The sequence below is a fragment of the Meiothermus taiwanensis WR-220 genome (assembly GCF_003568585.1).
Classification (GTDB): domain Bacteria; phylum Deinococcota; class Deinococci; order Deinococcales; family Thermaceae; genus Meiothermus; species Meiothermus taiwanensis.
The window spans coordinates 386,754-410,022 of record NZ_CP021130.1; the positions used below are offsets into that span (position 1 = coordinate 386,754).

Annotated in this window: 22 protein-coding genes and 1 riboswitch; of the genes, 15 read left to right on the forward strand and 7 right to left on the reverse strand. The window is 63.0% G+C overall.

The window, feature by feature from the left end; all coding sequences use genetic code 11:
• Positions 1 to 200: 200 nt before the first annotated feature.
• The gene (proS, locus tag MTAI_RS02005; RefSeq protein WP_027888742.1) at positions 201 to 1,634 is read left to right on the forward strand and encodes a proline--tRNA ligase; all 1,434 of its coding nucleotides are present in this window, start codon (positions 201 to 203) and stop codon (positions 1,632 to 1,634) included.
• Positions 1,635 to 1,637: 3 nt separating this feature from the next.
• Positions 1,638 to 2,336 carry an endonuclease III gene (gene nth, locus MTAI_RS02010; protein WP_043983140.1) on the forward strand — a complete coding sequence of 233 codons (699 nt, stop codon included), beginning with the start codon at positions 1,638 to 1,640 and terminating at the stop codon, positions 2,334 to 2,336.
• On the opposite strand, the gene MTAI_RS02015 is transcribed toward nth, so the two are convergent.
• Complete coding sequence (locus tag MTAI_RS02015) at positions 2,337 to 2,570, reverse strand: hypothetical protein (RefSeq protein ID WP_027888740.1); 234 nt, start codon at positions 2,568 to 2,570, stop codon at positions 2,337 to 2,339.
• A gap of 169 nt (positions 2,571 to 2,739) precedes the next feature.
• On the opposite strand from MTAI_RS02015, the gene MTAI_RS02020 reads away from it, so the two are divergent.
• Positions 2,740 to 3,702 (forward strand): PP2C family protein-serine/threonine phosphatase, encoded by a 963-nt coding sequence (locus tag MTAI_RS02020; protein WP_027888739.1) that lies wholly within the window; start codon positions 2,740 to 2,742, stop codon positions 3,700 to 3,702.
• Positions 3,703 to 3,751: 49 nt separating this feature from the next.
• Positions 3,752 to 4,156 carry a bacteriohemerythrin gene (locus MTAI_RS02025; protein WP_027888738.1) on the forward strand — a complete coding sequence of 135 codons (405 nt, stop codon included), beginning with the start codon at positions 3,752 to 3,754 and terminating at the stop codon, positions 4,154 to 4,156.
• Here the strand turns inward: MTAI_RS02025 and trmB are convergent.
• A complete protein-coding gene (gene trmB, locus MTAI_RS02030) occupies positions 4,153 to 5,073 on the reverse strand; it encodes a tRNA (guanine(46)-N(7))-methyltransferase TrmB (RefSeq protein ID WP_027888737.1) in 921 nt (306 codons plus the stop codon). The genes MTAI_RS02025 and trmB overlap by 4 nt on opposite strands.
• A 43-nt stretch (positions 5,074 to 5,116) precedes the next feature.
• Between trmB and MTAI_RS02035 the strand changes: the two genes are divergently transcribed.
• The 3 genes from MTAI_RS02035 (at position 5,117) to MTAI_RS02045 (ending at position 10,208) form a co-directional block, all read left to right on the forward strand.
• Positions 5,117 to 5,791 carry a hypothetical protein gene (locus MTAI_RS02035; RefSeq protein ID WP_027888736.1) on the forward strand — a complete coding sequence of 225 codons (675 nt, stop codon included), beginning with the start codon at positions 5,117 to 5,119 and terminating at the stop codon, positions 5,789 to 5,791.
• A gap of 388 nt (positions 5,792 to 6,179) precedes the next feature.
• A complete protein-coding gene (aceE, locus tag MTAI_RS02040; protein ID WP_027888735.1) occupies positions 6,180 to 8,903 on the forward strand; it encodes a pyruvate dehydrogenase (acetyl-transferring), homodimeric type in 2,724 nt (907 codons plus the stop codon).
• 36 nt (positions 8,904 to 8,939) lie between these two features.
• Positions 8,940 to 10,208 carry a 2-oxo acid dehydrogenase subunit E2 gene (locus tag MTAI_RS02045; RefSeq protein ID WP_027888734.1) on the forward strand — a complete coding sequence of 423 codons (1,269 nt, stop codon included), beginning with the start codon at positions 8,940 to 8,942 and terminating at the stop codon, positions 10,206 to 10,208.
• Positions 10,209 to 10,284: 76 nt separating this feature from the next.
• On the opposite strand, the gene cmk is transcribed toward MTAI_RS02045, so the two are convergent.
• Both cmk and aroA read right to left on the reverse strand, forming a co-directional pair.
• Positions 10,285 to 10,908, reverse strand: coding sequence for a (d)CMP kinase (gene cmk, locus MTAI_RS02050; RefSeq protein ID WP_027888733.1), 624 nt, complete (start codon positions 10,906 to 10,908; stop codon positions 10,285 to 10,287).
• A gap of 31 nt (positions 10,909 to 10,939) precedes the next feature.
• On the reverse strand, positions 10,940 to 12,220 hold the full coding sequence (gene aroA, locus MTAI_RS02055) for a 3-phosphoshikimate 1-carboxyvinyltransferase (RefSeq protein WP_027888732.1): 1,281 nt from the start codon (positions 12,218 to 12,220) through the stop codon (positions 10,940 to 10,942).
• 95 nt (positions 12,221 to 12,315) lie between these two features.
• Between aroA and MTAI_RS02060 the strand changes: the two genes are divergently transcribed.
• From MTAI_RS02060 to MTAI_RS02080, 5 genes are all read left to right on the forward strand, one after another.
• Positions 12,316 to 13,293, forward strand: coding sequence for a DHH family phosphoesterase (locus tag MTAI_RS02060; protein ID WP_027888731.1), 978 nt, complete (start codon positions 12,316 to 12,318; stop codon positions 13,291 to 13,293).
• Between the two features lie 165 nt (positions 13,294 to 13,458).
• Positions 13,459 to 13,607, forward strand: a riboswitch (SAM riboswitch).
• 45 nt (positions 13,608 to 13,652) lie between these two features.
• Entirely contained in the window at positions 13,653 to 14,921 is a 1,269-nt protein-coding gene (locus MTAI_RS02065) for an O-acetylhomoserine aminocarboxypropyltransferase/cysteine synthase family protein (protein ID WP_027888730.1), read from the forward strand.
• A complete protein-coding gene (metF, locus tag MTAI_RS02070; RefSeq protein ID WP_027888729.1) occupies positions 14,911 to 15,786 on the forward strand; it encodes a methylenetetrahydrofolate reductase [NAD(P)H] in 876 nt (291 codons plus the stop codon). The genes MTAI_RS02065 and metF overlap by 11 nt, the downstream gene beginning before the upstream one ends.
• A gap of 108 nt (positions 15,787 to 15,894) precedes the next feature.
• Positions 15,895 to 17,046: a zinc-dependent alcohol dehydrogenase gene (locus MTAI_RS02075; protein ID WP_027888728.1), complete on the forward strand. Its 1,152-nt coding sequence runs from the start codon at positions 15,895 to 15,897 to the stop codon at positions 17,044 to 17,046.
• A gap of 70 nt (positions 17,047 to 17,116) precedes the next feature.
• Complete coding sequence (locus MTAI_RS02080; RefSeq protein WP_027888727.1) at positions 17,117 to 17,527, forward strand: GNAT family acetyltransferase; 411 nt, start codon at positions 17,117 to 17,119, stop codon at positions 17,525 to 17,527.
• A 222-nt stretch (positions 17,528 to 17,749) separates the two neighbouring features.
• Here the strand turns inward: MTAI_RS02080 and MTAI_RS02085 are convergent, their stop codons facing one another.
• The 3 genes from MTAI_RS02085 to MTAI_RS02095 all read right to left on the reverse strand — a co-directional run bounded on the left by MTAI_RS02085 (position 17,750) and on the right by MTAI_RS02095 (position 20,345).
• Positions 17,750 to 18,217 (reverse strand): DUF5317 domain-containing protein, encoded by a 468-nt coding sequence (locus MTAI_RS02085; RefSeq protein WP_245391994.1) that lies wholly within the window; start codon positions 18,215 to 18,217, stop codon positions 17,750 to 17,752.
• 11 nt (positions 18,218 to 18,228) lie between these two features.
• A complete protein-coding gene (locus MTAI_RS02090) occupies positions 18,229 to 19,638 on the reverse strand; it encodes an HD-GYP domain-containing protein (protein WP_036197468.1) in 1,410 nt (469 codons plus the stop codon).
• Between the two features lie 413 nt (positions 19,639 to 20,051).
• Positions 20,052 to 20,345: a hypothetical protein gene (locus MTAI_RS02095; protein WP_223299652.1), complete on the reverse strand. Its 294-nt coding sequence runs from the start codon at positions 20,343 to 20,345 to the stop codon at positions 20,052 to 20,054.
• Positions 20,346 to 20,513: 168 nt separating this feature from the next.
• On the opposite strand from MTAI_RS02095, the gene MTAI_RS02100 reads away from it, so the two are divergent.
• The 3 genes from MTAI_RS02100 to MTAI_RS02110 all read left to right on the forward strand — a co-directional run bounded on the left by MTAI_RS02100 (position 20,514) and on the right by MTAI_RS02110 (position 23,006).
• The gene (locus MTAI_RS02100; RefSeq protein WP_027888853.1) at positions 20,514 to 21,182 is read left to right on the forward strand and encodes a sigma factor-like helix-turn-helix DNA-binding protein; all 669 of its coding nucleotides are present in this window, start codon (positions 20,514 to 20,516) and stop codon (positions 21,180 to 21,182) included.
• A gap of 385 nt (positions 21,183 to 21,567) precedes the next feature.
• Positions 21,568 to 22,005, forward strand: a complete 438-nt coding sequence (locus MTAI_RS02105) for a hypothetical protein (protein WP_187388573.1) — start codon at positions 21,568 to 21,570, stop codon at positions 22,003 to 22,005.
• Between the two features lie 5 nt (positions 22,006 to 22,010).
• Positions 22,011 to 23,006, forward strand: a complete 996-nt coding sequence (locus tag MTAI_RS02110; protein ID WP_187388574.1) for an IS701 family transposase — start codon at positions 22,011 to 22,013, stop codon at positions 23,004 to 23,006.
• Positions 23,007 to 23,269 lie beyond the last annotated feature (263 nt).

Sequence of the window (23,269 nt, forward strand, 5' to 3'; positions counted from 1 at the left end):
AAAGGGTAGCCGAGTAGAGGGGTGAGGGGCAACTGCGTAACTCCTACCTTTATTTAGGACGTCTGCTATCCTAGCGCTTTTAGTGCAGGGAGTGGGTAACCTGCTACAGTTACTTAGACGTTTCATCGAGACTGGATTCGTTACAGCTTTATTTTCATTGCCAGCACCGGATTGTGTGGCATCGGCTATGATGGGTCGGTATGGCGAAGGACAAAGGCCTCACCCCACAATCGCAAGACTTCAACGAGTGGTACAACGAGGTGGTGCTCAAAGCCGATCTGGTGGACTACGGCCCGGTGCGCGGCACCATGGTGGTCAAGCCCTATGGCTATGCCATCTGGGAGAACATCCAGCGCGAGCTCGACCGCATGTTCAAGGAGACCGGCCACCAGAATGCCTATTTCCCACTATTCATCCCCATCAGTTTTCTGCAGAAGGAAGCCGAGCACGTGGAGGGCTTTGCCCCGGAGCTGGCCATCGTCACCCAGGCCGGCGGCGAAACCCTGGAAGAACCCCTGGCGGTGCGCCCGACCTCCGAGACCATCATCGGGCATATGTGGGCCAAGTGGATCCGCACCTACCGCGACCTGCCCCAGCTTCTGAACCAGTGGAACAGCGTGGTGCGCTGGGAGCTGCGCACCAAACTATTCCTGCGCACCACCGAGTTCTTGTGGCAGGAGGGGCACACCGCCCACGCCACCCAGGAAGAAGCCGAAGAGGAGGCCCGCCGCATGGCCGGGGTGTACGCCACGGTGCTGCGCGACTGGTGCGCCATTCCGGGCTGGGAAGGCCCCAAGACCGAGTCGGAGAAGTTTGCCGGGGCAGTCTACTCGATCAGCTACGAGGCCATGATGCGCGACGGCAAGGCCCTGCAGTCCTGCACCTCGCACTACCTGGGCCAGAACTTTGCCAGGGCCTTCGACATTCAGTTCCAGGATAAAGACCAGCAGAACAAGTACGTGCACACCACCTCCTGGGGCTTCACCACCCGCGTGGTGGGGGCCATCGTGATGACCCACGGCGACGACAAGGGCCTGATTCTACCGCCCCGCCTGGCCCCCATCCAGGTGGTGATCGTGCCCATCTACAAGGCTGAGACCCGTGAGCAGGTTCTGCCGGCCACCGAGCGGCTTTACCAGGAGCTCAAGGCCGCCGGTATCCGGGTGCACCTCGACGACCGCGACCAGTACAGCCCCGGCTACAAGTTCAACGAGTGGGAGCTGAAGGGGGTGCCGCTGCGCCTCGAGCTCGGCCCGCGCGATGTGGAGGCGGGCACCGCGGTGCTGGCCAGCCGCCTGGGGGGTAAGGAAACCGTGCCGCTGTCCGAGCTGCCGGGCCTGCTGCCGGCCCGGCTCGAGCAGTTCCAGCGCGACCTGTACCAGCGGGCCCTGGAGTTCCGCGACGCGCACACCTGGGCGGTGGACAGCTACGACGAGTTCAAGGAAAAGGTCGAACAGGGCTTCGTGAAGGCCTTCCACTGCGGCGATGCAGCCTGTGAAAAGCAGATCAAGGCCGAGACCACCGCCACCACCCGCTGCATCCCCTACGACGAGCCCGAGGCCCACGGAAGCTGCATCCGCTGCGGTAAGCCCAGCGCCTATGGCCAGCGGATTCTGTTCGCCAAGGCCTACTGAGCGATGCCGAAAACCTCGAAGGCCAAAGCACAGGGCTCGAGCGGGCCGCGCCTGCCCAGGGAATCGCTCAAGGCCAAAAAAGAGCGGGCCGCGCGAATTCTGGTGGTCATGGAGCAGCTCTACCCGCAGGCCGCCACCGAGCTATGGCACCGCAACCCCTTCGAGCTGCTAATTGCCACGGTGCTCTCGGCCCAGGCCACCGATGCCTCGGTGAACAAGGCCACCCCGGCCCTCTTCCAGCGCTACCCCGACGCTTTTGCCCTGGCCCAGGCCACCCCCGAGGAGGTGGAGCCCTACATCAAGACCATCGGCCTGTACCGCTCCAAGGCCAGGAACATCGTGCTGCTGGCCCGCCGCCTGGTGGAGCAGTACGGGGGGGAGGTGCCGGTAGACAAGGCCCAGCTGCGCGCGCTGCCGGGGGTGGGCTGGAAGACCGCCACGGTGGTGCTGGGGGCGGCCTTTGGGGTGCCGGGCATTGCGGTGGACACCCACCTGACCCGGCTGGCCCGGCGCTTAGGGCTTTCGGAACAGAAAGACCCCGAGAAGATCGGGGCCGACCTCGAGCGCCTCTTCCCCAAAGAGAAGTGGGTGTTTGTGCACCACGCCCTGATTCTTTTTGGCCGCTACCGCTGCACGGCCCGTAAGCCGCTGTGCTTGGGCTGCCCCCTGTACGACGACTGTCTGAGCAAAGGGGCCTGGTAGCTAGTCATCCCAGCGGCGGATTTTTTGTGGCAACCTGCGCCAGCGCCTGGGGCGAAAACGAACCTCCAGGCGCCGCCAGCCATAGGCCAGCGCCCCCACCAGGCCTGCGCCCACCGCCAGCACCCACAAGGTGGTAAGGAGCCACAGCACCAGGAACAAACCCACCGTTCCCGCCAGCAGTAGTATCAACACCCCCAGGGGGCCCTGTGGAAGCCTGAACTGAAACTGTCTCACACTAGACAGGGTAAAACAAAAGGGATGAGGAGGGTGATGGCCCCAGCGCTCGAGCCCGGCCTGGCTCTGAACCTGCTGTGTAGCACCTGGCCCTTGGTGGCAAGAGGGGCGGAATCGCTGTGATTTTTTGGCCGCCTTCTGCCCGGATGTGGCCTATAATGCGCCTTATATGCCGGGCTCCGACAGCCTACCCATGGTGTTCACAGCGGCCCTGACCGACCCGGGGCGCAAGCGGGCCCTCAACGAGGATGCGGTTACCCAGCTAGTAACGCCCTACGGCGGTATTTTTATCGTAGCCGATGGTATGGGGGGCCACCGCACCGGCGAGGTGGCCTCGCAGATGGCCGTCAGTCAGATATTGGAAATCCTTAGGCATAAGGAGCCCTCGCCCCAAGGCTTGCTGGAGGCCTACGAGGCGGCCAACGAGGCCATCTATCTGGCTGGGCAGAAGCCCGAGTCGCGGGGGATGGGCACGACCTGCACAACCCTCTGGCTCGACCTGCCCTATGCCCTGATCGCCCATGTGGGCGACTCGAGGGCCTATCTGCTGCGCGACGGCGAGCTAATGCAGCTGACCCAGGATCACTCCTGGGTGGCCGATCGGGTGCGGCAGGGCCTTTTGAGCGAGGAGGAGGCCCGCAACCACCGCTGGCGGAACGTGATTACCAATGCCCTGGGCTCTTTCTCCAGTGCGCGGGTGGATCTGGTGGGTTTGAAGGTGCGCCCCGGCGACGTGTTTTTACTCTGCTCCGACGGCCTCAGCGGGGTGCTGGAAGACAGGGTGCTGGCCGAGATGATCCTGACCAATCCCCCTGAGCCGGCGGTGGTTAAGCTGGTGAAGCTGGCCAACGACTGGGGAGGCCCCGACAACATCAGCGCGGTGGTGGTGACGATTGGCAGCCAGGTGGCTGAGAATCCCAGGCCCTATGCCTTACCGCTGGAAGCCAGCGAAGGGCGCCCTGTGCGACTGCAGAGCGGTAGCGACCCTGAGGTGCTCACCACCCAGATTGTAGAGCCGGAGAGGAGGGTTACTTTTTGGCAGCGCTGGGGTAGTTTGATTCTGCTCCTGCTGTGGTTCGGTCTGCTGGGCTTTGTTTTGTTCAACCAATTCGGTACAGGGTCTACCCCATAAAGGACATTTTTCCGTCCCCCACTGCCTACAATGCGCTGCGGGGGTGGGTATGCCTATCCAGTGGAGCCAACAATACGAAGTAGGAGACCCTCGAACCGATAGCCAGCACCAGAACCTTTTTGAGTACATCAATCGCATCGAACAGCTGATTGAGCAGGGCAGAACCGGGCAGCTCAATCGCCAGGAGGTGGAGCATGTGTTTATTTTTTTGGATGCGTATGTGAACACCCACTTTGCCTATGAGGAGCTGTGTATGACTTTGCGCGGCTGTAAGATAGCGCAAAAAAATAAAGAAGCCCACGACAGGTTTCTGGCTTTCTGGGCAGAGTTTAGCCATGCATATGCGCCGCAGAACATCACGGTCGCTGCTCTAGAGACCCTGCACGCCACGCTGGCCAGCTGGCTGACCCAGCATATCTGCAAGATAGATGTGGCCTTGCGGCAAAGCTCCTAATAGGAGCGCTGCACAACCTGGAGTCCCTGACCCTCGAGCCAGCCCACCAGCCACTCCACCGCAGCTTTGACCCCCGCGGTGCTCAGGGGCGCACCAAAACGACCGATGCCCACATACAGGCCGTGGGCGCTGGGGCGAACCTCCAGAAGCACGTCCTGAATGAGATCCTCCTCTTCGAGGTGGGTGTGGAAGTAATAGCCGCCTTCAGGGCCAAGGGCGCGGGCGGCCTCGAGCAGCACCGCCGTACCCCCATCGAAGCGAACCACGGTTTTCTCGAAGCTTCCAAGTTCGGGCAGCGTACCGGACATCAGGGCATGGGGCATAGGGTACCTCGGAAGGGGCGGCCAGGGGGCGGGGTCTTCGGCGATCTTGCGAAACACCGCATGATAAAACTGGCGGCCCTGGGCTTTCCATTTGAGTGCGTACTTGGTGGTGAGGTGGTGTTCGGGGGGCGGGGGGGTCTCGATCTCGAAAAGCCCGCTGGCCCGGCCCTCGGCCTGGGCGAACCTCCAGTACTCCTCGTGATCGGTGGTGAGGAGCAGCTCGCCCCCTGCGGCCAGGCGGGTGGAAAGGCGTCGAAAGAAGCTCTGCTGCAAAAGGCGGTTTTCCTGGTGCTTGGACTTGGGCCAGGGATCGGGAAAATTGACATAAACCCGCTGTAGGCTCTGGGGGGCGACCAGGTTGCGCAGGGCAAAGCCTGCAGCACCGTGGTAAACCCGCACGTTGGTGATGCCCTCACGCCGCAAGCGCTTGAGGGCCCGGGCCACCGAGCCTGCCGAAATCTCCACCCCCAGGATTTGCCACTCAGGGTACAGGCGGGCCACCTGGGCGGTAAAGCGCCCGTCGCCAAAACCAACCTCGAGCACCTGCGGTGCTGCGGGCAGGGGAAACTCGGTCTCGCCCAGACGAATCAACACAAGAGGCTATTATATCCACAGGGGTGGTAGACTCGAGCCAGCTATGGTAGACGTGGGCCTCGAGCAAGCCTTTGCCAAGGTGCGGGCTTTTCTGGAGGGCGATTTTGAGCACCCCGGCCTGACCCTCTACGATTTGCAGAACCTGGTGGGCTACAACAGTCGCCTCAAAACCGATGGCCCGCTCTCCTATACCATGCCGCCCGAGCCGGCCCTGAGCGGGGTGGCGGCGGTGCGGTTGTACTACTACCCCAAAGACCCCGAGGTCAATCTGATTGTCGAGATAGAGGACAAGGCCCGCAAGCGCCACCTGCGCCACTTTAAGTGGAACGGTGTTTCCTGGACAGCGGCCCGGGGTCTTAAGGCCGATCTGACCGCCACCCGCGAGGTGCTGCCCTCTATCGAAGAGGTAGGCGGTGATTTCTTTTTAGGCTATGCCTCCGAAGAGGCCAAAGAGCTGGCCGAGGCCATCCGGCGCGGGGAGGCCGCGGGGGCCAAGTACATGCTCTGCACACGCGACAACACCCGCATCTTTTATGCGCCTGCCAGCTCGCCTCCGGCAGTGCCCTGCCCGCGCTGCGGTAACACCAACATGATCTTCAAAACCCTCACCCTGGCTACCCCAGAGGATCGCATCGAGGCCATTCTGCGTGAACAACGGGCTTTGCGTACGGCGTTGGAGGATTTGTTGCTGTACTTGAAACGCAAGCTTGGGCCGTGATGGGCCGGCTTTTGGGCTGCCGTTCCCCTCACCGTTGGACGCGCTCGGAGGCGAAGGATTCAAGCGAACCGATCGCTACGCTCGGCGAAGAAAGCGTATCCCTTCCAAGGGGCGGTATCGCCCTCTGCTACGCGGATAACTTCGGTCGGGTTGGTTCGCCGCCTTCCGGCGGCGAACCAACCGAATCTGGCGTGAGATATCAAAAAAGCCGTCTGACACAGTTTTGCATGCAGTATTATTTGTCATTTGGTAAAAGTTTTTTATGAGCCGTAAAAAACATACCTCCTTACGATTGGCCGGCTAGGAATCTGCTGTAATGTAAGGTTGATGACAAAGAACCGCCGGCAAAAGCTGAAAACCATCTGTCCGGAACCAGAAGGAGTACCCCATGGTTGAAGACCGCGAACTGATTGCCGCCCGTGCCGGGCTGTCTGCCGAGGAGCAGATCAAGCTCGAAGACCTCGAAAACCAGGAGTGGCGCGAGAGCCTCGAGTACGTCCTGCGCACCGCCGGGCGCGACCGGGTGGCGCAGCTCATGGAGATGCTCGAGAACTACGCCTACCGCAACGGGGTGGTGATCCACGACAAGGTCAACACCCCCTACGTGAACACCATCTCGGTGGAGCATCAGCCCCCCTATCCGGGCGACCTCGAGCTCGAGCAGCGCATCGCCAACATCCTGCGCTGGAACACCATCGCCATCGTGCAGCAGGCCAACAAAAAATCCGACGGCATCGGAGGGCACATCGCCACCTACGCCAGCATTGCCGAGCTGATGGAGATGGGCTTCAACCACTTTTTCCGCGGGCACGACTCTCCCGACCGCGACCTGGTCTTCTACCAGGGGCACATGTCGCCGGGCATCTATGCCAGGAGCTACCTGGAGGGCCGCCTGAGCGAGGACGACCTGGGCAAGTTCCGCCGCGAGCTTTTGGGCGGGCCGGGCCGGGGCCTTTCCAGCTACCCCCACCCCTGGCTGATGCCCGACTACTGGGAGTTCCCCACCGTGAGCATGGGGTTGGGGCCCATACAGGCCATCTACCAGGCCCGCTTCATGCGCTACCTGGAAGACCGGGGCCTCAAGCCAAAAACCAACGCCAAGGTCTGGGCTTTCCTGGGCGACGGTGAGCAGGACGAGGTCGAGACCCTGGGGGCTTTGCGGGTGGCCGCGAGCGAGGAACTCGACAACCTGATCTTCGTGATCAACGCCAACCTGCAGCGCCTCGACGGGCCGGTGCGGGGCAACTCCAAGGTGATCCAGGAGCTCGAGAGCGTCTACCGGGGCAACGGCTGGAACGTGATCAAGGTGGTGTGGGGCAGCGCCTGGGACGAGCTTTTTGCCAAGGACACCGAGGGCGTGCTGCTCGAGCGCATGGAGCAGCTGGTGGACGGCGAGAGCCAGCGCTACGCGGCCTACGGCGGCAAAGAGCTGCGCGAGAAGTTCTTCAACACCCCCGCCCTCAAAAAACTGATCGAGGGCCTGAGCGACGAAGACCTCGACCGCCTGACCCTTTCGCGTGGGGGCCACGACAACCGCAAGATCTACGCCGCCTATAAAGCCGCTATGGAACACCGCGGCTCGCCCACCGTCATCATCGCCCGCACCGTCAAGGGCTACTGCTTAGGCCCCACCGCCCAGGCCAAGAACGTGGCCCACCAGGTCAAGAAGCTCACCCTGGAAGACCTGCGCGAGGCGCGGGATCACCTGGGTATTCCCATCCCCGACGAAGACCTGGAGAAAACCCCCTTCTACCACCCCGGCAAAGACTCGCCGGAGGTTAAGTACATGCTCGAGCGCCGCCGGGCCCTGGGCGGTCTGATCCCCGAGCGGCGGGTGCGCGAGTACCGGCTCAAAACCCCCGACCTGGCCTTCTTCGAGGAGTTTCTGGCCGGCTCCGGTGGACGCGAGATCTCCACCACCATGGCCTTCGTGCGGATGCTAACCAAGCTGGTGCGCCACCCCGAGGTGGGCAAATACATCGTGCCCATCGTGCCTGACGAGGCCCGCACCTTTGGCATGGAGGGCGTGATTAGCTCGGTGGGCATCTACTCGCCCAAGGGTCAGCTCTACACCCCGGTGGATGCCGGCACCGTGACCGTCTACCGCGAGTCCGAGACCGGCCAACTGCTGCAGGAGGGTATCAACGAGGCCGGGGCCATGAGCAGCTTCATCGCTGCCGGAACCGCCTACGCCCACCATGGCATTCCCACCATTCCCTTTTACATCTACTACTCGATGTTTGGCCTCCAGCGGGTGGGTGACCTGGTCTGGGCGGCGGCCGATCAGCGCACCAAAGGCTTTTTGCTAGGGGCCACGGCTGGCCGCACCACCCTGAACGGCGAGGGCCTGCAACACGAGGACGGCCACAGCCACGTGCTGGCCCTGCCGGTGCCCAACATGCCGGCCTACGACCCGGCTTTCGCCTACGAGCTGGCGGTCATCCTGCAGGATGGGATGAAGCGCATGTACCAGGACGGCGAGGACATCTTTTACTACATCACCCTGATGAACGAGAACTATGTCCAGCCCGCCATGCCCGAACCGCGCGAGGAAACCCGCCAGGGCATCCTGAAGGGCCTGTATTTGTTCAAGAAGAGCGAGCTGAAAAGGCCCAAGGCCAGGGTGCAGCTCCTGGGTAGCGGCACCATCCTGAACGAGGTGATCAAAGCAGCGGAGATGCTCGAGCGCGACTACGGTATCGCAGCCGATGTCTGGAGCGCCACCAGCTACAAGACCCTCTACTACGAGGCCCTCGAGACCGCCCGCACCAACCGCCTCAACCCCAGCAGCAAGCCCAAGCAGTCTTATGTGGCCCAGTGCCTGAACCCCACCGAAGGCCCCATTGTGGCGGCCTCGGACTACATGAAGGCCCTGCCCGATCTGCTATCGGGCTACCTCAACCGGCCCATCCACAGCCTTGGTACCGACGGTTTCGGGCGCTCCGAAACCCGCGAGGCCCTGCGCGACTTCTTCGAGGTGGACGCCAAGCATGTGGTGATAACAGCCCTTTCGGCGTTGCGCGGTGAGGGTAAGGTTAGCGCCGGTACCTTTACCGAAGCCATCAAGAAGCTCGGCATTGATCCCAAGCGGGAGCACCCGCACAAACGCTAAAAGTTTAGGTTGTTGGCGCGATATACGGGAGCAAACATGGCTGAATTGAAACTACCCGATCTAGGCGATAACGTAGCCTCCGCTGTGGTGGTGGGGGTGCTGATTAAGGAAGGCGATACCATTGCGGCAGGCCAGCCGGTGTTGGAGCTGGAAACCGACAAGGCCGTGATGGAGGCCCCTGCTTCTGAGGGGGGTACGGTTTCCAAGGTTTTGGTTAAGCCCGGCGACGAGGTAAAAAGTGGGCAGGTAATTGCGGTGCTGGGGGGGGATGCCGCACCCAGCGCGGAGCAGCAAGAGCCCCAAAAACAGCCGGAACCCAAAGAGGAAAAAGTCGCGCCAGCGCCGGCCCCCGCAGCCGCACCCAGGCCGTCGGTTCCGGCGGTACCGGCAGGCCAGCGCAGGCTGATTCCGGCAGCTCCCAGCGTACGCAGGCTGGCCAGGGAGATGGGCATCAACCTGCTGGAAGTGGTGGGCAGCGGCCCGGCCTACCGCATCTCGGAAAACGACCTTAGGCGTTTTGCGGCCGGGGAAGTTACCGCCCCGGCACAACAGCCCCCCAGCACACCCGCGCCTGCCCTGCCCGATTTCAGCAAGTTTGGGCCGGTGCGCCGCGAGGCCATGTCGGGGGTTCGCCGGGCCACCGTGCGCAGCATGGCCCAGGCCTGGAGCACCATCCCCATGGTCACCCATTTTGACCGGGCCGACATCACCGAGATGGAGGCCCTGCGCAAGCGGATGGCCCCCAGGGCCGAACAACGGGGGGCCAAGGTTACCATGACCGCCATCCTGCTTAAAATTGCCGCGGCGGCCCTCAAGCAGTTCCCCAAGTTCAACGCCTCGATTGATACTTCGAGCAACGAGATCATCTACAAGGACTACATCCATATCGGCGTGGCGGTGGACACCCCCACGGGCCTGCTGGTGCCGGTGGTGCGCGATGTGGACAAGAAGGGGGTGATTGCCCTGGCCAAGGAGCTGGGCGAGATGGCCGCCAAAGCCCGCGAGCGCAAGCTCACCCCCGAGGAGATGCAAGGGGCTACCTTTACCATCTCCAACCTGGGGGGTATTGGTGGTACGGGTTTCACCCCCATCGTCAACTGGCCCGAGGTGGCTATTATGGGCGTTTCGCGCAGCAGCCTGGAGCCGGTGTGGAACGCCGAGAAGGCGGTCTTTGAGCCGCGCAACATCATGCCCTTCTCCCTCTCCTACGACCACCGCCTGATTGACGGGGCCGATGCGGCCCGTTTCTGCCGCTTTGTGGCCGAGATGCTGGAAGACCCCTTCCTGCTGGGGTTTGAGGGCTAACCTTTAGGTTTTTCATCCGGGTGGGAGGGTCGGCTGGGCGGGCTGGAGCCGACCCTCCCTGCCCTGGCCTGTCCGGCTAGGAAAGGGGATGGATGTGCTCGAGCACCCTTTGCACCACCCCATCGAGGTCGAGGTAGCTGGTGTCCAGGATGATGGCATCCCTGGCCGGGGCGCTCTGGTGCTTATCGGCCTCGTCGCGCCGGATGATTTCGGATAGCACCGTGTCGAAGGCGGCGCCCCGCTCGGGGACGCGGCGCTGGGCCCGCACCTCGGGGGTGGCGGTGAGGTAGAACTTGTAGCGGGCCTGGGGAAACACCGTGCTGCCCATGTCCCGGCCATCCACCACAAAAGGGGGCGGTATCCTGCGCAGCACCTGGTTGACGTATTCCCGGATGGCGGGGCGCACGGCTACCGCCGAGACAACCTGGTCTACCTCGAGGCTGTGCAAGGCCTCGCTCACCTCGTGGCCGTCCAGAAAAACCAGGTTCTGGGTGGGGGTGGGTTGGAGCTCGAGGCGGTGCTTTGGCAGGCGTTTTTCAATTTCTTCGGCTGAAACATTCTCGAGCAAGCACATCAGGGCCACCGCCCGGTACAACAGGCCGCTGGAGATGTAGGGAATGCCCAGGCGCTGGGCTACCAGTTTGGCTACGCTGGTTTTGCCCGAGGCGGAGGGGCCATCTATGGTAATAACCTCGTTCATGGGTGAAGGGCTGGAAGGGGTGGGGCAGAAACTATACCTGGCCGGCCAGGCGATCCAGATCCTGCCAGAAGCTCGGGAAGCTGATGCTGGCCCACTCGGCGTCCTGCACCGTGACCCCTTTGGGCAGGCCACACACCGCAAAGGCCATGGCGATGCGGTGGTCGTGGAAGGGCTCAACCAGGCCGCCCCCCGCCACGCTGCCGCCGCGAATCCGCAGCCAGTCGGGGCCTACCTCGACCGGCACGCCCAGGTTTTGCAGGTTTTTGGCGATGGCCGCCACCCGGTCGGACTCCTTGACCCGCAGCTCCTCGAGGCCCGGAATATAGGTCTCACCCTCGGCCCAGGCCGCCGCCGCCGCCAGGATGGGCACCTCGTCCACCATCAGCGGAATCAGTCTGGGGTCTACCGCCACCCCCCTAAGCGCCGACGAACGGGCCCGAATCCAGCCCACCGGCTCGCCCTCCTGTCCCTCGGTCACTTCCCAGCTCAGGTCGGCCCCCATCTCTTTGAGCACCGTGAGCAGCCCGGTGCGGGTGGGGTTGAGGCCCACACCCTCCAAGGTAACCTCGGAATCGGGGGTGATCAGGGCGGCCACAATGAAAAAGGCCGCGCTGCTGAAATCGCCGGGTACGGTCAGGTCTTTGGCGGCGAAGGGTTCGGCCCGGCGGGTGCGGATCAGGCGGCCCTCCACCTCGATCGGCAGGCCGTAGTGCCTGAAGACCCGCTCGGTGTGGTCGCGGGTGGGGGCGGGCTCCAGCACCTCGGTGTCTTCTTCGGCGAAAAGCCCTGCCAGCAGAAGGGCGCTTTTGACCTGGGCGCTGGCTACCGGCAGCTCGTAGTGGATGCCCCGCAGCCCGCCGCCCCGGATGGCCAAGGGGGCCAGCTGGCCGTTCTCGCGGCCTTCGATGCGGGCACCCATCTGCCGCAAGGGGAGGGTCACCCGGCCCATGGGCCGCCGCCGGAGCGAGGCATCGCCGGTGAGCACCGCGAATATATCCTGCCCCGACAAAAGCCCCGCCACCAGCCGCATCAGGGTGCCGGCGTTGCCGCAGTCGAGCACGTCGCCGGGTTCTTTGAGCCGCAGGCCCACCCCTTTAATGTGAAAATGCTCGCCCTGCTCGGTAATTTCCGCCCCAAGCTGGCGCATCACCTGCGCGGTGGAGAGGGTGTCGCCGGCCTTGAGCGGGTAGTAGAGGGTGCTTTCGCCCTGGGCCAGCGTGCCCAGCATAAGGCCGCGGTGGGTGACCGATTTATCGCCGGGAACGCGAAGGGTGCCCTTGAGGGAGGAGGTAGGGGGAATAAGCCGTTCCATAAGTCCAACCGGGATTATAGCCTGTACGCGCACGAGGGGAGTTGGCGAATAGCGTACTCGCCTGGCTGGATGATTTGCCGTTATAGTGGGGTGTCATGGACGCTGCACACAACGCCCCCGAGCCCCGCTACTGGGAGAAGATTCGAACCGTGGCTGATACCTTACGCGAGCTCGAGGGCCCCATCATCGTGGTCTCGCATGTAGACCCCGATGGCGACGCGATTGGCTCGTCGCTGGGGCTCTTTCGAGCCCTCCAAGCCCTGGATAAAAAAGTGACCTGGATTGCCGACCCCCCGCGCTTCCTGCGGTTTTTGGTGCGGGAAGACGAGTACAGCGACCCCATCCAGCACGTGCCGGAGGGGGCCACCCTGGTGGTGCTGGACTCGGCGGAGCCCAGCCGGGTGGCGGGCGCGCCGGTGGAGGGATTCGTGATCAACATTGACCACCACGGCACCAACCCGCGCTTTGGCTACCTTTCGGTGGTAGATCCCTCCAAGGCCGCCACCGCCCAGATTGTCAAAGACCTGATTGATGCGCTGGGGGTCACCTGGACGCCTGAGATTGCCACCCCGGTGCTCACCGGCCTGATCACCGACACTGGCAACTTTCGCTTTGCCAATACCACCCCTGAGGTGCTGCACACCGCTGCCGAGCTGGTGGGGTACGGGGTGCAACTGGCCGAGCTGACCGACCGCCTGCAGTGGCGGCCGGTGGGCTACTTCAAGGCTATGGGGGCGGTGCTTTCCACGGTGGGGTTCCATTTTGGGGGGCTGCTGGTGACAGCCCATATGCCCCCTGGGATCAACGAGGAAGACTCCGACGACTTCGTGGGCATCATCCGCTACGCCGAGGGCAGCCAGATCGCGGTTTTTCTGCGTGAGCGCGAGGAAGGGGTGAAGATCAGCATCCGCAGCCGCGGCGGGGTTTCGGCCCAGGCGGTGGCGGTCAAGCTGGGCGGCGGGGGCCACGTGCCGGCGGCGGGGGCTACCCTGCGCGGCCTGACCCTGGAAGAGGCCTACCCCAGGGTGCTGGCGGTGGTGGAGGAAGAGCTCCGGCGGGCAGGCTACCTGTAGCACGGAAGCTGCTTGTGGACAAAACCGGCCCTGCCCAAGGCTGAAACAGCCGCATCGGTACCGATGCGGCTGTTTGGTTGTCTTTTTGACCCTGTATTTATCTTGACGATGACCCTTCCAGCCCATACCATTGCATAGAACCTTACCCGCCCAGGGTAAGCAGTTCTTCTATCCAGAGCAGCGGAGGGAACGGCCCGATGAAGCTGCGGCAACCTGCGGGGGCAATCGCCCATTACCGAGAAACCCCCGCGCTTGGTGCCAAATCCGCCCCGGTGTCGCTAGGCACAGCAAAGGCACCAGGGGAAAGATGGAAGAAGGGAAAAAAAAGCCCTTCTTCGCGCAGGACTGAAGGAGGGTAGATGGAGTTTTCCAGTCTAGCTGTTTTGAGTGGGCTTCCCCTACAAGATCCCCATAACGCGGTGGGCGTGCCGATCTATGCGACGGCGGCCTATGGCTTCGCCGACCTGGAGGACGGCGCCCATAAGTTTGCCACCAACCAGGGCTATACCTATGCCCGCATCCAGAACCCCACGGTGGCGGCCCTCGAGGCCCGTCTTACCGCCCTCGAGGGGGCTTTGGGGGCGGTTTGTTTGGCCTCGGGGCAGGCTGCCAGCTTTGCCAGCCTGCTGGCCCTGGTGCGCTCGGGCGACGAGATCGTGGCCAGCCCCGGCCTGTTTGGCGGTACGGTGGGCCTTTTGAACCAGGTGTTTGGCCTGATGGGGGTGCGGGTGCATTTTGTAGCGCCCGAGGTGGCGGCGGTGCAGGCGGCCTTGAGCGAGAAGACCCGGGCGGTTTTCGTGGAGGTGCTGGGGAACCCCTCGCTCGAGCTCCCCGACCTGCAAGGACTGGCGGAGCTCTGCGAGGCCCACCGGGTGGCCCTGGTGGTGGACAACACCTTTGGCGCGGTGGGGGCCTTAGCCCGCCCCCTGGAGCACGGGGCGCACGTGGTGGTGCACAGCCTGACCAAGTGGGCCAGCGGCCACGGCTCGATTCTGGGGGGGGCGGTGCTCTCGCGGGAAACCACCCTTTGGCAGCATTACCCGCAGTTCACCAGCCCCGACGCCCAGGGAAAAATCCCCTGGGAGCAGTTTGGGGCGCGGTGTTTTCTGGAGCGGGTGCGCCAGTTGGGGCTCTCGCTGGGCGGGATGGTGCTCTCGCCCTTCAACGCCTATTTGCTCTTCCAGGGCCTCGAGACGGTGGCGCTGCGCATCGAACGGGCCAGCCAGACCGCGCTGATGCTGGCCCGCTGGCTCGAATCCCAGCCCCAGGTGGCCTGGGTGCGCTACCCCGGCCTGCCCACCGACCCGGCCCACCCCCGGGCCACCCAGTACCTGCGCGGTGGGTATGGCAGCATTCTGACCTTTGGCATCCGGGGCGGGCTCGAGGGGGCCAGCCGCTTCCTTGCTAACCTGAAGATCATCCAGGCGCCCAATGTGGGGGACGCCCGCACCCTGGCGGTGCACCCCTGGACCACCACCCACAGCCGCATCCCCGAGGCGGCCCGCCGGGCGGCGGGGGTGGGCCCGGAGACCATCCGCCTTTCGGTGGGCCTCGAGAGCCCCCAGGATCTCCAGCAGATGCTCCTGGAGGCGCTGGCTGGTGTGGAGCAGGTGGGCCATGAAGATTAGCACCCTGCTGCAAAGCGGCCGGCCGATTTTTTCCTTCGAGTTCTTCCCGCCCAAAACCCCCCAGGGCGAGGCCGCGCTCTTCCGCACCCTGCACGAGCTCAAGCCCCTGAATCCCGCCTTTGTCTCCATCACCTATGGCGCTGGGGGCAGCGAGCGCAACAAAACCGCCGAGTGGGCCGCCCGCATCCAGAAGGAGGTGGGGCTGGTGGCGATGGCCCACCTGACCTGTGTGGGCAGTACCCGCGAGGAGCTGCTGGCCCGCCTGCACGAGTACGCCCAGGCGGGGGTAGAGAACATCATGGCACTGCGGGGCGACCCCCCCAAAGGCGTGCGGGAATTCCAGCCGGTGGCGGGGGGGTTCCGCTACGCCGCCGATCTCATCGCCCTGATCCGGGCCGAGTTTGGCGACCGCTTTGCGCTGGCCGGGGGCGGCTACCCCGAGGGGCATCCGGAGGCGGTGAGCCTCGAGGCCGACCTGCACCACCTGAAGCAAAAAGTGGAGGCCGGCCTCGACTTCGTGGTCACGCAGCTCTTCTTCAACAATGCCCTTTACTTTGGTTTTGTGGAGCGGGCCCGCCGCATTGGCATCGAGGTGCCCATCGTGCCGGGCCTGATGCCCATCACCGACCTGGCCCAGGTGCGCCGCTTTATGGATCTGTGCGGGGCCAGCATTCCGGGGCCGCTGCTTTCGCGCTTGGAGCGTGCCCAAAGCCCCGAGGAGGTGCTGGAGATTGGGGTCGAGCACACCACCCGCCAGGCCCAGGAGCTGCTCGAGGCCGGGGTTCCGGGCCTGCACCTCTACACCCTCAACAAATCGCCGGCCACGCGAAGGGTTATGCAAAACCTGCAAATGGTTCTGCGGTGACTTTTCCCCAGGCCACAAATGGGAGCAAAATGGAGGGGCATGCAAACCTCGACAACGGCGCCAACCACCCAAAGCCTGACCCGTTTAAGCGCTGGTTCGCGGGTGCTTATGCGCGGTTTGCTTTTTACACCCTCGGTGCCCCGCTATGTCGCCGCCAGGCTGTTGGGTAAGCGCTACCCGGCCCGTGCGCTTTCCCTGCAGCTGGCCACCCTGGCCGAACCCGAACGGCCCGCGGGTTTTGAGCGCCTCAAGGTGCGGCTATCGGGCATCTGTGGGAGCGACCTGGCTCTGCTTTACGGCAAGCAGGCCCCCACCCTTTCCGGGATGTTCTCCTTCCCGGCGATTCTGGGGCACGAGATTCTGGCCGAGCTGGGAGGGGTGCGGGTGGCGGTCAATCCGGTGCTGGCCTGCCTCGAGCGCGGCCTGCCGGACTGCCCGGCCTGTGCCCGGGGTGACGATCACCTCTGCCTCAACGTGGCCGAAGGCAACTTTGGCCCCGGTATGCTGGGCTTCTGCAAAGACCTGGGGGGCGGTTGGGCCCAGCGCATGGTAGCCCACCGCGAGCGCATTTTTCCCATTGCCGAAAGCGTACCCGACGAGCGCGCCGTGCTGACTGAACCGGCGGCGGTGGTGCTGCACGGACTGCGGCAGGCCTGGGGGGAAGGTAAACCCCGGCCCAACCCAGCCATCCACCGCATGCACTGGCCCGCTCAGATACTGGTCATTGGGGCCGGAACCATCGGTCTGCTGGCTGTGAAAATGCTGCGTGTGCTGGGGTTTGAGGGGCCTTTGTGGGCGGTGGCCCGCCACCCCCGCCAGGCCGAGCTGGCCCGACAGTTTGGTGCCAGCCAGGTCTTTCCCTCCACCCAGGCGGCCCAACAAGCGGCCGGTGCCCGGCGTTACCGAGGTATTTTGCGAGCCACCTCCTGGCGGGGGGGGTTTGAGGGGGTGGTGGAGGCCTCGGGCTCCCCCCAGGGTTTGCAGGAGGCCAGCTGGGCTGTGCAGGAAGGGGGGCGGGTCTTGCTGCTGGGGGCCCCGGCCACCGCTTTGCACGACTTTTCGCCCTACTGGTTCCGCGAGGTGGGGCTGGTGGGCAGCTATGCCTATAGCTGGGACGACTTCGCCGAGGCGGTCAAGCTGCTGCCCGAGATGGAGGGTGTGGAGGCCATGGTCACCCACCAATTTGGCCTCGAGGCCTGGCCCGAGGCCATCAAAACCGCGGCCACCCGGCGGGGCATCAAGGTGGTGTTCAAGCCGTAACTGCTTTCGCGATCTCATCCCCGAGGCCTCCTTTTTTCTGTGTGGGGTTTTGCGCTACTCTGAAGGAAGTATGCCCATCCGCGAGTTCTGCATGGCCGACTACACGAGTGTACTGGCCCTCTGGCAAGACGCGGGCCTGGAGCTCAACCCCTCGGATAGTTTCGAGGGTCTACAGAAGAAGCTCGAGCGCGACCCCGATCTGTTCTTGGTGGTCGAGGAAGACGGCCAGATTCTGGGGGCCTTGCTGGCAGGCTACGACGGACGGCGGGGCTGGCTGTACCACATGGCCATCCACCCCTTCGGCCAGGGGCAGGGCTGGGGCAAGCGGATGCTGGAGGAGCTCGAGGCCCGCCTCAAAGCCAAGGGCTGCCAGAAGCTCAACCTGCTGATAGAGCCTTCTTACACCGGAGCCCAGGACTTCTTCGAGCGGCTGGGCTACCGCTGCGACGAGCTGATCTTCATGGAGAAGTGGCTGGATTAAAGTCGCTGGGCAGGCCTGGCGATAGTCTGGAGCTTTGCCCTCTAATACGCATTTAGGTGGTGTTGCCCATCTTGGCAAGCCTCAATGCCGCTACCGAAATGCTTTTCTACTCCCTTCGGTCGGGTTGGTTCGTCACCGAATGGTGGTGAACTAACCCAAGCGGAATGGCCTCCATGCGGAACCATATGCTGTTTCTTTTTCGCGCCCCCAAAGCAGGCTACTCTAGAAGCGCAGATCGATGTCTATAGGTTCCTGCGCCTTTCTTTTGCTTTCCAAGGCCCCACCCACGATGGTGAGCGCGATGCCCACCATCAGATAGACGTCACCCAGGCTAATTACGTTGGTGTAGCCCAGTATGCGCACCGGAATTATGTCGGCCAGGAACCATAGCCGCGTGGAATCGGTCATCAGGGTATGGACGGCGTCGTACTGCTGCTGGAGCCTGGGAATATAGGACTCCAGACCTACCTTGTACAGCGCCTCGCTGCTTACAGGCATGTGCCCGCGGTTGGCAAAAATTACCAGCGCGTTGCAAAAAAGACCCAGCCCCACAAACCATAGCCCGCGCAGGTGGGCGTTGGCCCACAAACCATAGCCCACCAGCACCAGCACCAGGGTTTTTGCCAGCGGGCCGGCAATTTCGGGGGCCACCAGGCCGCGAACGGTGGCAAAGGCCAGGCCCCCTTCCAACAGCGCCGCGGCTACAAAGACCCAGGCCGACCTGAGCTCGAGGTTGGCGATGTCGCGGAGGCTGGCCCGGAGTCCAAGAGCGAGGACAACCCCGATAAGTGCGCTGGCAAGGTATAGCGTCGTAAGAACTCCCCCCGATCCTTCCAGATCAGATCTTCGTGCCACAAAGCCTCGAAATGCCGCACCACCTGCGGGTCAAACTGCCGCCCCGCCTGCATGATTATCTCATTAAGGGCCTCCTGGGGCGTTTTGGCCGGGCTGTAGGCCCGGCCCGCGGTCATGGCCTCGTAGGCGTCGGCCAGCGCTATAATGCGTGCCCAGAGCGGAATTTGCTCCTCCTTGAGCCCGTGGGGATAGCCGGTTCCATCCCAGCGCTCATGGTGATGCAAAATAACCCCCTGGATATCTTTAGACAAGCGGCTGAGCATGGGTCGGAGCACCTCGAGGCCCTTGGCAGGATGGCTCTTGATCAGGGCAAATTCTTCCGCAGACAGCTTGCCGGGCTTGAGCAAGACCGAATCTGGAATGGCCACCTTGCCAATGTCGTGGATACGCGCCGCATAGGTGATGCGCTTGGTGTCCTGCTCGTCGAAGCCCATGCGCTTGGCAAGGCTGCTGGCAATGGCTGCTACCCGCTCGGAGTGCAGGCGGGTAAAGGGGTCTTTGGCATCCAGCGCCGATACCAGCAACTCGATGGTGGTATCGAACGACTCTTCCAGCTTCACCTTCTCGTCCCAGTAGTAGCGCGAGAAGTAGAGGAGCAGCATCAAGAAGAGCACCGTAAAGCCCCCCCAGCCCCAGACCAGCGGAGTCTGATAGGCCTTGGCCAGCAGCAGCCCCGCCGGTGCTTGCACGAGATAGCTCACCCAGAGCCAACTGTAGTTCTCAAACCAGACCTTGCGCAGCCCCACCCCGCTGGCCAGGTGGATCACGTAGGTTACGCTGCCCACATTGACAAAAAAATACACCAGCGAGGCAGCCACGATCCCCACGGCCTCCTGCAGGTAGGGGTGGGAGCCAAGGTGGGCCTGCGCCCAGCCCCAGGCCCAACCGGCCAGACCGGTGGCCAAGCCCGACTGGGTGCGGTTGAAGAGGTCTTTGTACCAGGTGTAGCCGGGCCGGCCGAAGTCCTTGTTGAAGCTAAAGATAAACATCAGGCCCGCAGCCAGCCAGGCGGGGAAGAGGGTGACCGTGGCCAGGGCCACCACAAAGGCGTGGGACATGGCCGCATTGAAGGGCAGGGGTACGTGGATGCGCCTTGCAAGGACGATCAACACTGCCCAGAAGACCATGTCCAGGGCTTCTGGGGGGTAGGGGCCTGGCTGCAGGCGCAGCGCGTACAGCAGGCCCACAAAGGCCCCCAGCAGGCACAACAAAAAGAGTAGGACGCGTAAAGGGGGCAGTGGCAGCAGGGCCTTCACTGCTTCAGTCTATGGCACCAAAAAAAGATAGCGGGTGCGGTTTGCACATCCGCACCCGCTGAAGCGTTACGTGATTACTGCCAGGTCGTGTCGGCACCAGCGGCTACGGCCAGGGCGACCAGGGCGGCGATCAGGGTGGCGATTTTGAAGGCGAGCTTCTTCATAGTTTCCTCCTCCTAGACGATGTGGAAGCGCTTTTATTTTTTGACTTCCAACCTTGGAGAAGAAAATACCCCACGACCCCCTGTGCGGTCAATACCGACAAGGCAAAACCTGCACTTCGTTTACAAAGTGCATAAATCACATTGTGCTACCCACCCCGCTCGACCGAGGCAGATGAGTTCAGTCTAGGGGCAGCTTGCTGGCCGGGCTGTGATATTTGCACCACCCAGCACAGCCGGGCCTTATGCGGCTCAGGAAAGGGCTATATCGAAGGTGGTCTGGTCGAGGGTGAGCTCGAGCCGGTGTGCGGTCAGATCTCCAACCACCATGCGGAAACCTGCTTTGGGGGTTAGTTCTGCTACCTGAACGGGTGTTCCCTTGGGGTCTAGCAGCGTGGCTTTGGCTGAGGTGAAACTAACCCCGCCCTGACGGAGCAACTGCCCTAGCAGTAGACTCTGCGGGCCGTCCTGTTTGTAGCTGAGATCGAGGTAGCAGTCGGCGGCCTGGTAGAGTTTGCTCCAGCCCGTGCCGGTGGTGGAGCGCATGGAAGACGGGTTATTCTTTGATGTCATTATGAGAATGGCAGCCTGTTTCATAGGTTCTTGCCTTTTCAATGCCCGGTTCTGCACAACGCAAATTGCGGGTACGCGAATGGCTTTGTGGCACCCTTTGTGTCATTATAATCTAAAACCGTAGGAGAGTTCCTAGTATATATGCCTAAAAAAACGCCGGGACAATATTTTCTGAGTAAGGGTATATCACCAAGCCAGCTGGCTGACCGCCTTGAGCTACTCTATCCGCTCGAGCGCGAGGTATTGCTGGCCCGGGCGTCGGGCGAGACCCTGCGGGCCATTGGAGGGCGGCTCGACCTGACCCCCGAGGGGGTGCGCCAGGTGGAGATTCGCGCCCTCAAAAAACTCCGTGAAGAAGACAATACCGCGCAAATCCAGGGCCGCCGCTTTCGTCTGGCCGTGGAACAGCGCCTGGGGGTACCGCTGGAGAAAGCGGTTGAGGAATTGCCCGAGCCCCAGCCCATGCTGGTTTTAGCCTACGCCCGGGGCGAATCGCTGGCCGATCTGGCCCCCAGCCTGGGTTTGAGCATTATCGAGGCCACCGTCTTGCGCGACCAGGCGGTGGCCTGTTTGCTGGGTGAAGACCGGGGCTCGAGGGCCGGCAAGTGGGCCGAACTCAAAGCAGCGGTGGCCGCTGCGCTCATCGAAAGCCCCCTTACCTACGACGACCTCGAGGCCCGCTTCCCCATGTCCCGCCGACGCCTGATGAAGCTGATGCAGGAGCTGGTCAACGAAGGCCGGGCCGAGCTGAGCGACGAGTATCCGTTTCGCTTTTTGGGTGTTAAACCGGCCCAACAGGCTTTGGAGTGAGCCGGCCGAAGGTAGCCTGGCTGCATCTAAAAACCCCCTTTATGCGCTCTTTGCATAAAGGGGGTTTCTCGTGCTGGACGTGGTGGGCGCGATTGGACTCGAACCAACGACCCCTACCGTGTCAATGCTATTTTTGGCCTTCCAAGGCGTTCTGTATAATGCCGGGACACCCCACAGAATACATGTCCAGGACACTAAAACTCCCTTTGCCGATTCTACCGCTTTCCACCCCTTACCAGGGTATTCCGGGCTTCCCGTTGCACCACGGTTGCACCATGAGAAAACGAGGGAACCCGGTGGTACAATCGAACAAAACCCCGGCCATTAGCCGGGGAGCCTGTGCGGGGCTTCCCCTATTCTACCGGTGGCCGGGTGGAGGGGGCAATTGCTGACAGCCTACGCACCCAAAAACGTCCGGGCCTGGGAATACTGGCAAGCATTCCTAGCCATAATCGCCAAAGAGCATCGTGAGGTGTTAGAAGAATTGCGCAAGCTGCTCCCGGCCTACATCGAAGCCGTGAAGCTGACCAAAGAAACCGGCTGGCGGATCGGTGACGGCTGGCGCGTCAGCCTCGACCGCTTGCGAAGCCACGTGGAGGAGGCCCCCGACTTGGCGGAGATTTCTCCGGCTCTAGCTCCTGCCCTGGAGGCTCTTACCGGCTTGTACCACGGACTCGAGGAGTGGGCTAGGCGCTGGTGGATTTATCATCCGCAGGCCCTCGAGGCCGGGCTAGCCCGGCTCGAGCTAGGAGTTACGCAGTTGCCCCTCACCCCTCTACTCGGCTACCCTTTTCTGCAAAGCAAACAGGCCAAGAGGAGTTAGCTGCCATGAACCCCCCAAAGTGCACCGACCTGGACTATATCCACTTCCTCATCGCCGCCCAGAAGGTCTTCACCTGTACCGAGGCCGCCCGCTGCCAACCCGAGGAACCCAGCGCTCCCGCCCACGACGCCTTCACCCGCCTGCTCCAGCGTCAGCCTCCCGACACGGAGGCGCTGTGGCAGGAGGCCAGGGCCGTGGTGGAGCCCACCCGGGGGCTTCTGGTGCTGGACGACACCACCCTGGATAAACCCTACGCCCAGCGGATGGAGCTGGTGACCTACCACTGGAGCGGCAAGCACCAGCGGGTGGTCAAGGGGATCGCCCTCATGACCCTGCTGTGGACGGAGGGCCAGGCCCTCATCCCCTGCGACTTCAGGATTTATGACAAGCCCTGGGAAGGGAAGACCAAGAACGAGCACTTTATGGAGATGCTGCGGGTAGCCAAGGGACGGGGGTTTGCTCCAGCGTACGTGCTAATGGATAGCTGGTACGCTTCGCTGGAGAACCTGAAGGAGATTGCTCGCCTGGGCTGGCGCTTCCTCACGCGGCTGAAGGGGAACCGGCAGGTGAACCCGGATAGGGAGGGGCTTCGGCCGGTGAGCGAGGTGGAGATACCGCCGGAGGGGCGGGTGGTGCACCTGAGGGGTTTTGGTCTGGTCAGGGTGTTCCGGACGGTTTCGAAAGACGGGGACGCGGAGCACTGGGCGACCAACGACCTGGGGATGACTGAAGGTCGGCGGGGGGAGTTGGAGCGGGCAGGCTGGGGTATCGAGGTCTACCACCGGGGGCTCAAGGGGTGTTGCGGGGTGGAGCGGGCCCAGGTGAGAAAGAGGGCCTCTATCCTGGGCCACCTTCTTCTGTCCCTACGTGCTTTTCTGAGGCTGGAGGTGTACCGCTTGCGAACGGGGGTGAGTTGGTATGAGTCCAAGGCAAGCATTATCCGCGAGGCGATACGAAGTTACCTGGCCAATCCCATACACATCCTTCACCCAACTGCGTAAGTCCTAGAGCTTTGGGAGAGATACCCCGAAGACAGATCGTTGTCGCGAGGGTGGGGGATAGGCCCGGCTGTGGTGTATGACCCCCTGAGCTTTGGCCCCCCGCGCCTCCCCGCGTGGAATCCTGAAGACGAGTCAGAGGCGGCATACCTGGAGCGGATGGTGTGGCTTCTGAAGGACTACATAGCCGAGGTGCGCGAACAGGCCGAAGCACAAGGCTGGGACCTCGAGCGCAAGCGCGAGCTTGAAGAGCACCTGAGGTGGCT

Excerpts from the sequence above, each read along its gene's own strand:
- nth (WP_043983140.1), top strand. The coding sequence starts at position 1,638 with ATGCCGAAAACCTCGAAGGCCAAAGCACAGGGCTCGAGCGGGCCGCGC.
- MTAI_RS02075 (WP_027888728.1), top strand. The coding sequence starts at position 15,895 with ATGCGCGGTTTGCTTTTTACACCCTCGGTGCCCCGCTATGTCGCCGCC.
- MTAI_RS02110 (WP_187388574.1), top strand. The coding sequence starts at position 22,011 with ATGAACCCCCCAAAGTGCACCGACCTGGACTATATCCACTTCCTCATC.
- MTAI_RS02035 (WP_027888736.1), top strand. The coding sequence starts at position 5,117 with ATGGTAGACGTGGGCCTCGAGCAAGCCTTTGCCAAGGTGCGGGCTTTT.
- MTAI_RS02060 (WP_027888731.1), top strand. The coding sequence starts at position 12,316 with ATGGACGCTGCACACAACGCCCCCGAGCCCCGCTACTGGGAGAAGATT.
- MTAI_RS02080 (WP_027888727.1), top strand. The coding sequence starts at position 17,117 with ATGCCCATCCGCGAGTTCTGCATGGCCGACTACACGAGTGTACTGGCC.
- MTAI_RS02045 (WP_027888734.1), top strand. The coding sequence starts at position 8,940 with ATGGCTGAATTGAAACTACCCGATCTAGGCGATAACGTAGCCTCCGCT.
- MTAI_RS02095 (WP_223299652.1), bottom strand. The coding sequence starts at position 20,345 with ATGCGCTCCACCACCGGCACGGGCTGGAGCAAACTCTACCAGGCCGCC.
- MTAI_RS02025 (WP_027888738.1), top strand. The coding sequence starts at position 3,752 with ATGCCTATCCAGTGGAGCCAACAATACGAAGTAGGAGACCCTCGAACC.
- proS (WP_027888742.1), top strand. The coding sequence starts at position 201 with ATGGCGAAGGACAAAGGCCTCACCCCACAATCGCAAGACTTCAACGAG.
- MTAI_RS02100 (WP_027888853.1), top strand. The coding sequence starts at position 20,514 with ATGCCTAAAAAAACGCCGGGACAATATTTTCTGAGTAAGGGTATATCA.
- MTAI_RS02020 (WP_027888739.1), top strand. The coding sequence starts at position 2,740 with ATGCCGGGCTCCGACAGCCTACCCATGGTGTTCACAGCGGCCCTGACC.
- aceE (WP_027888735.1), top strand. The coding sequence starts at position 6,180 with ATGGTTGAAGACCGCGAACTGATTGCCGCCCGTGCCGGGCTGTCTGCC.
- MTAI_RS02065 (WP_027888730.1), top strand. The coding sequence starts at position 13,653 with ATGGAGTTTTCCAGTCTAGCTGTTTTGAGTGGGCTTCCCCTACAAGAT.
- cmk (WP_027888733.1), bottom strand. The coding sequence starts at position 10,908 with ATGAACGAGGTTATTACCATAGATGGCCCCTCCGCCTCGGGCAAAACC.
- metF (WP_027888729.1), top strand. The coding sequence starts at position 14,911 with ATGAAGATTAGCACCCTGCTGCAAAGCGGCCGGCCGATTTTTTCCTTC.
- aroA (WP_027888732.1), bottom strand. The coding sequence starts at position 12,220 with ATGGAACGGCTTATTCCCCCTACCTCCTCCCTCAAGGGCACCCTTCGC.